The sequence below is a fragment of the Paenibacillus sp. FSL H8-0168 genome, from assembly GCF_038592955.1.
In the GTDB taxonomy this organism is placed as follows: Bacteria; Bacillota; Bacilli; order Paenibacillales; family Paenibacillaceae; genus Paenibacillus; species Paenibacillus polymyxa_B.
Genome location: NZ_CP151948.1, coordinates 2,811,083 through 2,824,835 on the forward strand (window position 1 = coordinate 2,811,083; position 13,753 = coordinate 2,824,835).

General features: G+C 46.3%; 2 protein-coding genes. Both read left to right on the forward strand.

The window, feature by feature from the left end; translation table 11 throughout:
- Positions 1-218: 218 nt before the first annotated feature.
- Positions 219-9,095 (forward strand): amino acid adenylation domain-containing protein, encoded by an 8,877-nt coding sequence (locus MHI21_RS12790; RefSeq protein WP_342420147.1) that lies wholly within the window; start codon positions 219-221, stop codon positions 9,093-9,095.
- 23 nt (positions 9,096-9,118) lie between these two features.
- Positions 9,119-13,744 (forward strand): amino acid adenylation domain-containing protein, encoded by a 4,626-nt coding sequence (locus MHI21_RS12795; RefSeq protein ID WP_342420148.1) that lies wholly within the window; start codon positions 9,119-9,121, stop codon positions 13,742-13,744.
- Positions 13,745-13,753 lie beyond the last annotated feature (9 nt).

Below are 13,753 nucleotides of genomic sequence, written 5' to 3' on the forward strand. Positions count from 1 at the left end.
AACAAATTAGATCCTCGCTTTACCAGATGGATACTTATATTTTATTAGTATAAGGATGGTTTCCTTATACAGTGGACCGTTCATATTTACCTTCCTATGAGAACTTTACCTTATCTTGTACCCCTAGCTAGGTTATATCGTGCTTTTTAGGCTAGCGTCACAGCTGGAAAGGATAAAATTAATTCCTTGAATACCCCATAGTAAAGGAGTCTGAAAAGATGGTGAATGAGTATTTTTCGACGGAATCTGCTTCCAATCCCCAAAAATCTACGATTACTAATAAACTGTCAAAAATAATCGAAAGTGTATCCCAACTCAGTCCAGACGAATTAGAGCCGCAAAAACATTTTTTAGAACTGGGTTTAGACTCTATTCTTCTGTCTCAGGTTAGACACAGCATTAAAAGTACGTTTGGCTTGGATATCCCGATGAACGAGTTTTTTGAATCACTGACTACGCTGGAGTTGCTGACAAATTATATTGCTGATAGGGTAGCCTCGACCTCTGAAGAATTGTTCCAGAATTCGGAGGAGCATCAGCTGGGTGCGTCGTCTAGTATCACTTCTTCGGTACCTTCCGTTTTGTCGGGCTGGAGTCAAAAATCTACTATCCCTATAGAAGGCCCCGCACCACAAGAAAGCAAGCTATCAAATAAGGATGTATTTGCGGGGAGAGAACGAATTTTAGAAATGCAACTTCAACTCATGTCGCAGCAGATGGAAATACTGTGTCAATCTCGGCTTGCACCAGTGGCAATGCCTGAATCGCTTTCACTACAAACTGCTGTCGAGCCTCAGACATCCGCGATGAAGGAGGTAGCTGCCACAGTTACTTCTGTTTCCCCCGTACAGGCTTCCATGTCAGCTGTTTTGCCAGACAGAAAAAAACCGAAAGCATTTGTTCCTTATCAAAAAATAAATGTACAGGCCCATAATTCACTTTCACTTAGGCAGGAAAAGCATCTGCAAAAGCTGATTGAACATTACACGATGCGCACACGAAAGACCAAAGAGTATACTCAGCAATACAGGTCTGTATACGCCAATAACCGGAATGTGGCCGGATTTAGGCTTGCTCTCAAGGAAATGGTGTATCAGATTATATCCCAACGTGCAGAGGGTTCTAAAATTTGGGATTTGGATGGTAATGAATATATTGATTTGACGATGGGGTTTGGGGTCAACTTGTTTGGTCACAACCCATCCTTTATCCGTGAATCGATAGAGAAGGAAATACATAACGGGATGTGCCTTGGACCGATGTCTAATATGGCCGGGCAGATTGCCGAAAAAATTTGCAAAATGACAGGCATGGAACGAATTGCGCTATATAACTCGGGGACAGAGGCGATTATGGTGGCTCTTCGGTTAGCACGGGCTGCCACCGAGCGCGATAAAGTGGTGATTTTTTCTGGTTCCTATCACGGTACCTTTGATGGAATATTGGCATTGGGGGGAGCAACGGATGACAGGGAACAACATTCCACTCCTCTGGCACCTGGTGTACTACAGCATATGGTGGACGATGTCGTTGTGCTCAGCTATGGAACGGACGAGTCACTCCAATATATCCGCTCCCATGCCCATGAACTGGCTGCTGTTCTCATAGAACCAGTGCAGAGTCGGCGCCCTGATTTCCAGCCTGCAGCTTTTCTGAAGGAAGTACGCCAGATTACGGAACAATCCGGGACCGCGTTCATTTTTGATGAAGTAATTACGGGCTTCCGTATTCAGCCGGGGGGTGCGCAGGCGTGGTACGGCATTGAAGCCGACCTTGTAACTTACGGTAAAATCATTGGCGGCGGTCTTCCCATCGGTATCGTGGCAGGAAAAGCATCGTTCATGGATGGAATTGATGGAGGAATGTGGAGCTTCGGAGATGACTCTTATCCAACGCATGAGCAACAGCGGACGTTTGTAGCGGGAACTTTTTGCCATCACCCCCTGGCTATGGCAGCTTCCCTGGCCGTACTAGAGCGGTTGGAGAAGGACAGGGGGCAACTGCATAACGAGCTGAATAGTCGTACGAAGGCGCTCGCAGCAGAACTGAATCACTATTTTACGGAGGAACAGATACCTATAAAGGTCGTTTACTTCGGTTCCTTGTTCCGCTTCGTCCTTAAAGGTGACTTGGAACTATTCTTCTATCACATGCTGGATAAAGGAATTTATATATGGGAAGGCCGGAACTGTTTTTTGTCAACGGCTCATACTTCGGAAGATATAGAGCGGATTGTACAGGCAATTAAAGAGAGCGTTGATGAGCTGCGCAAAGGAGGGTTTCTGCCGGATCTGCACCCTCATGCAAACGATCTAAACAAGGCTTTTTTTCCTGAAACTGCAACTGCAGACCTTAAGGAATCGACGATTAAGCTGACTCCGGATCAGAAGCAATTATGGTTCGCCTCGGTGTCGGATTTTAAGGAATCGCAGTCGCTTCATGAAACTGTTTTACTGCGTTTCCGGGGTCCGCTACATGTTAAGGAATTTAACGAGGCTGTCCATCGCATCGTTGAGCGCCACGAAGCCTTACGCACCTTTATGGGGGAGGACGGAGAAACGCAGATTATTGCTCCGGCAATGACCCTCAGCATTCCGCTACATGATATCAGCAGTCTTTCTGGAGAGGAGCAGAAACACGATATCCGTGCTTGGATGGAGAAAGACAGGGAGACCGTATTCCCAATAAGTGCGGGGGAACCTTTATTCCGTATCCAGCTTTTAAAAACGTCGAATGAGAAGCACATCGCTGCATTTACATTTCATCATCTGATTGCAGATGGCTGGTCCATCGGTGTATTTTTCCATGAACTGGAACAACTTTATTCCGCTTGTGTACGGGGCGAACGCTGCACGCTTCCCGATCCTGTTCCGTTCCGAGTTTTCGCAGCATGGCAGCAAAACCAGTTAGAGGCAGGTGGAGCAGCTGCCCTTGCTTTTTGGTCGGATGTACTTGCGAAGCCATTGCCAGTTCTTGACTTGCCGTCTCTCCAACGCAACATCAGCTCTCCCTCTTCGCGCGGAGCACGGCACACCATTGTGGTGGATGCGCCTCTGGTGAAGCAACTGAAATCAGTCAGTATTCGGCTTGGCAACAGCTTGTTTGTGACTTTATTGTCTGCTTTTCAGCTTTTCTTGCACAGACTGACAGGCCAAAATCAAATAATAGTAGGTATTCCAACCGCAGGGCAATCTCATATGGGTGTGTCCCCGCTAATTGGCCACTGCGTTAACTTACTTCCAGTGATTTGTGAGGTAGACTCTGGAGCAACGTTCACGGAATTCACGCAGACGGTCAAGCGAGTAATGCATACGCTGGATGCTTATCAGAAATACAGCTTTGCCGGACTTGCCCAGCTAGGATTAAGCCATTTGCCCATTCTTAAGGTGTTGTTCAATATGGATAGGCCCATTCCGGAGTTTCACTATTACGGACTGGAAACAGAATTGTTGGAACATGAAATATTGTCCTGTCAGTATGAGTTGTTCCTGAATGTTACGGAGTCTGGTCAGCAATTGCGGCTTGATTTTGACTATGCTGCAAGTCTTTTTCAACAAGACACTATAGAGGTATGGGCGCAGTACTTTTTACATCTGCTAAGCTCGATTGTGCAGGAAGACGGAATGCGTGTATCTGCGCTGTCTTTGCTTCGAAGTACGCAAAGGGAGCGGCTTCTGGAAGTGTGGGCGACACACTCGGATTCTAAAGGGAATTATCCTTGTGTCTTGGATAAATATAAACATCCGTCTCCTACGGGTACCATCGGACAAGTATATTTGGCCACATCCGCTGGTTTACTGGGAACGACGCTGGAATGGGCTTATGTCGAGGTTGGAGGGAGAATTCGACATATTGGTGCAGTTAACCAAGATGTTCTTATTCGCGGGCATCAAGTGAATCTTGAGCAGATAGAGAAACATCTTTTGCGAGCACTGGATTTGGATGCCTGTGTTTTGACGGCACGGAAAGACGGCGAGAGCAGTAACTCATCGTATCTAGTGGCTTATATAGTGGACAATAATTCTAATTCGTGGGATATAGCGAAGCTGAAAGAGAGTGTAAGCTCAATACTTCCTGATTATGGGCAACCTCGCTTTTGGGTTTTGATGGATAGCATCCCTCTTTTGGCTGATGGGAAGCCGGATTTTCAATCATTACCGAAACCAGAAGATATCAGGATAGAGGACTCGCAGAAGCAGGTTTCTGACGGTAATATGATTGAGGACAAACTTATATCCATATGTAAGGAAGTTTTGAATGTATCTAATATCGGATACAACGATAATTTTTTTCAAATGGGTGGAGACTCCTTAAAAGCGACTGTTATTCTAAGCAGAATTAACAAGGAATTCGAAGTATATATTCCGCTGGTACAAATTTTACATTTGCAAACGATTGCACAACTGGCGGCACATGTAAAAGGAGGACAAAAGCGAAAGTTTGAGCCGCTTGTTCCGGCAGATTTACATCCCTTTTATCCGGTATCTCCCGCTCAAAAAAGAATGTATGTGCTGGATCAACTGGGTGGAGGTGCAGCGTATCATGTATCGGGTCAACTGCATATAGAGGGAGAGTTACACGTTTCCAGGTTCATTGATGCAGTGAAGGAGGTTTTTTCACGGCATGAATCCTTTCGGACGTATTTTGAGTTAGTAGACGGGGAAACCGTGCAGAAGGTAAAGGATATGCTTTCACTGGACATTCCTGTTACTCCAATTTCCGAAGAGGATGCTAATCACGCCCATGAACTGTTTATTCAGCCTTTTGACCTGAGTAAGGCTCCTTTAATTCGTGCTGAGCTGTTCGCAATCCATCGTGACCAGTTTATGTTGCTGATCGATATGCACCATATCATTTCAGACGGCTTCTCGATGGCAGTATTAATGGATGAGATCAGCACGCGGTATCAGGGTATGCCACTTGCCCCCATTGACGTGCACTACAAAGACTATGTCGTTTGGCAAAAACAACATTATGCCGGAAACAGCCAAGTAAAGGATGAAGCATTTTGGTTAGACACGTTGGACGGCGAGCTCCCTGTATTGGACCTGCCAACTGACTTTGCTCGTCCGCCAAGTCAGAGCTTCGCAGGGGACAGTCTTATCGTCAATGTGCAACCCAAGCTGACGGAAAGACTAAATCAATTGGGAAGAGATACGGGAGCAACGCTCTTTATGGTGCTTTTAGCAGCTTATAATGTGCTGTTAAGTAAATACTCTGGGCAAGAGGACATCCTCGTAGGTACGCCGGCAGCGGGTAGAGGGCATGCGGATACGGAAGCGATGATCGGCATGTTTGTGAATACTTTAGTTCTCCGTAATCGACCGCTAGCGTCCCAGCCATTCAGTGCTTTCCTGGAGGACGTCAAACATAACACTCTGCTTGCGTTGGAGCACCAGGAATATCCATTTGAACAACTGGTCGACAAACTGGATCGAGTACGCGATGTAAGCCGCAATCCCATCTTTGATACGATGTTCAGTCTGCAAAATAAGGGAACAGAGGTCATTGAATTCGAGGGACTTCGTTTGCAACCGAATGAGTTTAATGCAGGTGTATCGAAGTTCGATCTTTCATTACATGTAACGGAAACTCAAGACTATTTAACTTTCACCTGGGAGTATTCGACCAGCCTGTTTAAGTTGGAGACGATTGAGCGATTTGCCCTCCATTATATAAAAGTGTTGGAAATCGCAACTCAAGATGTCGGAATTCGCTTGGCTGACATGGATATGCTGACAGAAGAAGATAAGCACTTATTACTATATGAGTTCAACAACACCTCTGCCTATTTTCCGCGGGATGCAACGATTCATGGAAGGTTTGAGCAGCAGGTTAGCAGGACTCCAGATGACATGGCAATCATATTTGGAGATAAGTGTATGACTTACCAAGAGTTGAATGAGCTGGCGAATCGTTTAGCGCGAACGCTGCGGGCGGAAGGAGTGGGACCGGATCAGCCGGTGGGGATTATCGCTCAGCGTTCACCTGAGATGATGATTGGCATCTATGCAATTCTAAAAGCGGGTGGAGCTTATGTACCCATTGACCCGGGATACCCACAAGAAAGAATTCAATATATGCTTGAAGATTCAAGAACACAACTGGTGCTGACACAACCACAGTTTGCAGAACAGCTGAAGCAATATGCGGACTGCAAGGTAATGGTGCTGGATTATGCTTCCACGATCATGGCTTTGCAAGCGTCCAGGTCGACGGAGCCTATGACCGACTGCATGAGTAGCTGGCATGAAGATGCCTCCAACCTTGCGCCTCTAGCAGAACCCAACCATGCGGCCTATATCATCTATACTTCCGGTTCCACAGGGAAACCGAAAGGGGTTATTGTTGAGCACCGCTCCGTCGTGAATCGGCTCTGCTGGATGCACAATAGATATGGGCTGAACGTAGAAGATACGATTTTGCAAAAAACTGCCTTTACTTTTGACGTATCCGTATGGGAGTTGTTCTGGTGGTCGATGGTGGGCTCTAAAGTAAGCTTGTTGCCAATCGGCGGAGAAAAGTCTCCCGAACAGATCCTGAACACGATTAATGAAGACAAGGTAAGCACCCTTCATTTTGTACCTGCGATGCTGCATATTTTTCTGGAATATCTGGAGCAGCAACCAAGGGAAGTCGTGCAAGCCAAATTGAAAACGCTAAAGCATGTATTTGCCAGCGGCGAAGCATTGCCTCCTCAGCAGGTGGCGCGTTTCTATCGAATTATGTCAGGGATTGGAAGCGCAAAACTAATTAACTTGTATGGTCCAACAGAAGCTACTGTAGACGTTTCATTCTTTGAATGCGAGCCTGTGGAAGAGCACTCGGTGATCCCGATCGGTAAACCGATTGATAATATTCATTTGTACGTTGTACAGGAAGGTACGGAGCGATTGCAACCGATTGGAGTGGTGGGAGAACTTTGTATCAGTGGTATAGGAGTAGCCCGGGGCTACCTTAATCGACCGGAATTGACAAAGGAAAAGTTCGCTACCAATCCGTTTAATAGCGGAGCGGAGGGTTATGAGCGGATGTACCGCACAGGAGATTTGGCTCGTTGGATGCCTGACGGCAACATTGAATATCTGGGGCGGATCGATCAACAGGTTAAAGTAAGAGGATATCGCATTGAACTGGGTGAGATTGAAGCGCAGTTGCTGTCCGTAGACGGAATCCAGTCAGCAGTGGTCGTAGCTCGGGAAAACAAAGACGGCTACAAGGATTTGTGTGCATACTTTGTGGCTTCTGAGCCATTAAGTCCGCTGGACGTGCAAAATGCGCTCAAGCAGAAGCTGCCGTTTTATATGATTCCAGCATATGTGGTGCCTCTGCAGCAGCTTCCTCTTACGGCCAATGGAAAAACTGACCGAAAAGCTTTACCTGAGCCGGACCGTCATGACTCTTTACAAACGGATTATGTTGCTCCAAGAACTGATGTGGAAAGGGCGCTGGTCGTGGTATGGCAAGACGTTTTGGGATGTGATCATATAGGCGTTCGAGATCATTTTTTTCTGCTTGGCGGCGATTCTATTAAGGCCGTTCAGGTGGCCTCACGTCTGCGTCAGCATGGCTATTCCCTTGACATTTCTCTTTTAATGGAGCACCCGTTCATTGAGGAGCTTAGCAAGCTTGTGACAACTTTGTTCCGCTACACAGACCAGAATTCGATACATGGAGAGATTCCAATAACATCGATTCAGCGGCAGTTGAATGAACTGGGTACATTGTACACCTTGCAGACGACAACATCCATGCTATTTGCAGGTAACCCGGACTTCGATGAGGATCTGTTACGGTCTGTGCTGCAAACATTAACTACTTATCACGAGGGACTACGGCTTGGTCTGGCGTCGATCGACGAACCGTCTACCCTTGTATACCGAGATGAAAATGAAGAATTGTTCACACTTGATGTGTTCTCACTCTCAGATGATGCCTATGAAGCTAGCAAGCAATTACAGACCGAATGCTTCCGAATTCAAAACAGTTATGGAATGTTTGAGGGACCCAGAGTACGCGCAGGCTTATTCAGGATGTCGGGCTCCGACCAGTTCTTCCTTTCAGTAGATCCGCTAGTGGCTGATCCCACATCTTGGCGTATCCTGCTTGAGGATTTCACAACTGCCTATGAACAAGCTCTTACCGGGGAACCGATAGTGCTTCCTGACAAAACAGATTCTTACCGCTCCTGGATGCGGTGGCTAGAAGACTATGCAGACAGCAAAAAGCTGGCCAAAGAGAAACTCTACTGGCTGGATAAGGTTCATTTCAATGGAGAATTTATACCGAAGGACCATAAGGCACCTGCACATTCAGAAACACTTCGTCCAGTAGAACATTGCATCATACAGCTTTCGGACGAGAAAACAAGCCAGCTGTTAACACGGGCTAATCAAACCTATAGTACGGTGACCGCTGAGTTACTGCTTGCTGCATTGGGATTGACTATAGTGGAATGGTCTGGACAGTCTAAGATCGCCATTGGATTTGAACATTATGATCGGGAGCAACAAACGGTGACTTTGGACAAACCGGACCTTTCAAGAACCGTAGGTCAATTCGGTTCCATATATCCGCTTGTCCTGGATATGGAGCCTGGGAAAGACAGTTCTCTTTTGCTCAGAAACGTAAAGGAGACAGTCCGGCAAGTACCCAACCAGGGTTTAGGATATGGATTACTAAAATATGGCTCTGCAACCTCCGGTAAATCGGAACTTAATGCTAAGTATTACCCGGAAATTGGCTTCCGCTTGATTCATTCTGAATCGGTTAGTTCCTCTCACTTTCATACATCACCTATGGATGTTGAATTATGGTCCGACCAGAATTGTAGCGTTTCAGATTTAGCCTATCACCTCTATCTGGATGGGCGGCTGAAAGACGGTAAGCTTTCCATCTGCATGCTTTATAACCGTCAAGCGTATGAAGCAGATACTATCCGAATGCTTCTGTTGCGTTTTGAACATCATTTGTCGGGCATCATTCAGCATTGTCTGGACCAATCCGGACGGCAACTAACACCATCGGATGTGGGAGCACGTGGTTTGGATCTGGATGAGTTTGAAGACATGAAGCAGTTTTATGAGAATCTATAACGATTCGTACGAGGAGGATATCCATGATCAAAGGACTTGAAATTGAAAAAGTGGTCAACTTGACTCCCTTACAGGAAGGAATGCTCGTCCATGCACTGATGGAACCAGAATCACAGGCTTATTACGAGCAATTACGTATTTCTATTCGGGGAGATCTGGATTGGAATGCCCTGCAAAAAAGCTTTCAATTGTTGGTTCAGCGTCATGAAACGCTGCGCTCGAACATTTATCATAAATCCGCTTCTCGTTCGCGGCTGATTGTCTTTAAAAAGCGAAACACGGCGATTACTTACGAAAATATGACAGAGCTGACCGGAAAGGAGCAAGCCGACGCTATTCGTAGATTTATGGATGTGGACCGTAACACCCATTACGATTTGAGCAGGGATATGCTCATCCGGATGGCTGTACTTCAGACGGATAAAGATGCTTATACGTTGCTTTTAAGTTTTCACCATATTATTATGGACGGCTGGTGTCTTGGCATCATAATGGACGAGTTGTTAACGGCCTATGAGGCCTATCGTACAGGCCGTTCCGTTCAATTGCCTGAACCACGACCTTACACCGGGTATGCCGACTGGCTTGAAGAACAGGATCAGGAGGCGGCCAAGGACTACTGGCGTTCTGAATTACAAGGTTACGAACAAACGGCCGGACTTCCGATGCTAAAAACTCCAGCTACAACTCCTGAAAAAGGCGGCTATCTGCTGCAGGAATATAGAACGACGCTGACGGAAACAGAGACCAGCACTTTGCGTACGATTGCTGAATGCAATGGGACCACGCTTAGCAGTCTTTTTCTGGCCGCCTGGGGAATTGTACTTGGTCGTTACAACGGAAGCAAGGACGTAGTTTTTGGCACGGTGGTATCTGGCCGCCCGTCGGAATTGGATGAAGTAGAGCGAATTGTCGGATTGTTCATTAATACCATTCCATTACGAATTAGATTAAATGAAGAAAAGAGTTTTGTTGAATTATTGCGCGATGTCCAGAGAGCCTCTGTCCAAGGAAGGATGAACGGTTACTGTTCACTTGCTGAAATCCAGTCGCAATCTGCACTCAAGCAACGCTTGCTTGATCATATCGTTGTATTCGAGAACTATCCGTTGGAAAACATGATCGGGAGACGGGACTGGCAAGACAAACTCGGATTCATTATTGAAGACGCCCGGTTATTTGAAGAAATACCGTATGACTTTAACATTGAAGTTGAAGACAAGACGGCAATGAGTTTCATATTGTCCTATAACGGTAAGGTCTATAGCAGTGAAGCGATGAAGCATCTGGCCCATCATTTGAAGCATGTCTTCCTCCAAATTGCCAGCAATCCAGATGTTTGCCTTCGTGACGTTCGGCTGTTAACAACCGAAGAAGAGGCTAATATGACGAAAATATGGAGCGGACCCGTTGTCCAGTTTCCTGCACTTACTTTTCACGGGATATTCGAAGCGCAGACGGAGCGTACACCAGAACGAGCGGCCGTCATATATGAAGATACGATGCTCACTTACAGACAACTTAATGATAGGGCAGATGCTCTTGCCCATCTTTTGCAGAAGCGTGGAATTACACGGGAGAGTCTGGTCGCTGTCATGGTTGACAGGTCTGTTGAGATGATAGTGGCGGTGCTGGGAATTATGAAAGCAGGAGCTGCCTATGTGCCAGTAGATCCCGTGTATCCAGAAGAACGTATTGAATATATGCTGCGTGACTGCGGAACGACGATTGTGCTTACGCAATCTCACCTGACGGGCTGGCTGAAAACAATGGATTTTATGGGCGAGGTAGTTGATCTCGCTACCTTGCCACTCCAGCCCGAGATGGATTCGAACAAGCAGTATATCTCCACATATGAGCCCGGCTCTTTGGCGTATGTCATTTATACATCGGGTACCACAGGTAAGCCCAAGGGCGTTATGGTTGAACATCAACAATATGTCAACACTGCACTCGGCTACAGACACAGCCAAGGATTCAAAAATTTCCCAGTTAAGCTACTGCAAATTGCCAGCATGTCGTTTGATGTGTTTGCATGCGATTTGGCCAAGGCATTTGTCAATGGAGGTACCTTAGTCATTTGTCCTGAAAACGTGAGAAATGATCCAGCTGCCCTGGCTACACTGTTGGAGCAGCAGAAGATTACTACGTTTGAGACACCTCCTGTGCTTTTAGCTCTGCTATTGAATTACATCTATGAGCACGGTACAAATATCAGTTCCCTAAAGCTGCTTACTACTGGAGCAGATAGCTTGGCTGTTGCAGATTACCGTAAGATGTTGACCCGTTTTGGCAGCAAGATGCGAATTATTAATACGTATGGAGTTACCGAAGCTGCAATCGAGTCTAGCTTTTATGAGAACGAGCTGGAAAAATTGCCGCTGTCCGGTATTGTGCCTATCGGCAGAGCTCTACCGAATCATAAGTTATACATTGTTGATGACAGGATGCGTCCGGTCCCTGTCGGTGTAACGGGCGAGCTGTGTATTGGTGGGGCTTCTGTAGCGCGGGGATATCTGAACAGACCGGAGCTTACAGCGGAGAAATTCGTGTCTGATCCTTTCTCGCCCGGTGGACGCTTGTATCGTACGGGGGATCTGGCACGCTGGCAGCCAGATGGGAATATAGATTTTATCGGGCGAGCTGACTACCAATATAAAATTCGCGGATACCGGATTGAGCCTGGAGAAATTGAATCTATTTTGCTCGAAACGGAAGGAGTACGCCAGGCGGTTGTTGTTGATCGACTGGACACGGCGGGACAAAAGTACTTATGTGCCTATGTTGCAGGTGCAGCTGAGAAAGACATGCTGCGAGATAAACTGGCTCAGCAGTTACCAGTCTACATGGTTCCAGCCCAAATCATTGTATTGGAACAGTTGCCATTGACCCATAACGGGAAAATAGACCGATCCAATCTGCCCGAACCGGATGAAATAGCACTGTTGGATAGCGTGTATGAGGCACCACAGGATGAATTGGAAAAAACAATCGCTTTGATCTGGGAAGAAGTGATTGGCGTTAAACCAATTGGATTACACAACAACTTTTTCGAGCTTGGCGGGGACTCGATTAAAGCCTTGCAAATTGCAATCCGCTTAAATGCCAAAGGCCTGAAAATGGAAGTAAAGGACTTATTCCGTTACCCTGAAATTCACTTGATAGCACCGTTTATAAAAAAAATCACCCGTATCATTCCCCAGGGGATTGTAGAAGGTGAGGTAGAATTGACACCTATTCAACTCGATTTTTTTCAGCATCATCGGAGAGATCGTCACCATTATAATCAGGCAGTCATGCTGCAAAATGATAGAGGATGGAATGAATTATGGCTGAAAAACGCTATGGACAAGCTGGTAGCTCATCACGATGCATTACGCATCATTTTTGTGGAAGAGGAAAAGGGAACCACCGCCTATAACAGGGGAGTGAACGAAGGTGAGTTCTTTACATTAACGAGCTATGATTTGACACAATCAAGCCAGCCTGAAGAAGAAATCCGACACATTGGCGATGAGCTGCAAAGCAGTTTGGATCTGCAACGAGGTCCTCTCATACGCTTGGCTTTATTCCATTTATCCGGTGAAGATCATCTGATGATCGTTATCCACCATCTTATTGTAGACGGTGTGTCTTGGAGAATTTTGCTGGAAGATTTGGGCACCGCCTATGATCAGGTAGCTCGGGGTGAGATGCCGAATCTGCCCGCCAAGACTGATGCTTACAAAGAGTGGGCTTCAGGACTGACCACTTACGCCGAAAGTGTACAGGTACGCCAAGAAATCAGCTACTGGAACAATGTAGATTCACGCAGGATACGTCGGTTGCCAAGAGATCATGAAATCGCGGTTAGCCTGATGCAAGATCGACGCCAAGCGGAGGTGGTACTCAGCAGGGATGAGACGGAAAAGCTATTGAAGCATGTACATCATGCCTATCATACGGAAATGAATGATCTGTTGCTTACAGCCTTGGGCCTGGCTTTTTATGAATGGAGCGGTTACAACGAAATCCCGATTTTGCTGGAGGGACACGGCAGGGAGGAGATCATTAAAGATTTGGACATCTCTCGTACAGTCGGCTGGTTTACCTCCCTGTATCCCTTTGTAATCGAGGTCAACAGACCCGAGAACTTGGCCTATCAGATCAAAATGGTTAAAGATAAGCTGCGGCGGGTGCCTAATAAGGGCGTCGGTTATGGTATTTTACGTTATTTGACCAAGGACCAGACTAAAGCCGCTTCTCTAGTAGCTGCACCATTCCCGGAAATCAGCTTCAATTATTTGGGACAATTCGACGAAGAAAACAAGACAGACATGCCTTGGCGTATTTCCCGATTAGCAGACTTAGCCAATGGTGAGAGAAGCCCGCGTGCGGAAAAGACGAATACATTTGACATTAACGGCATGATCACGAACGGAATCCTTCGGTTTGAATTTGAATATAACGGGTTTGAATATGGTGTAGCGACGGTAGATCGATTAACGATCGGCTTTAAAAAACATCTATTGAATATTATCCATCATTGTTGCACTAAAGATCAGGCGGAGCGCAGCCCTACGGATTTTACATATAATCAATTGTCTATGGGGCAATTTGAACAAATATCAAGCCGATTATCGGATAAGCTGGGAAATCTGTTGAAATAAAGGATATCA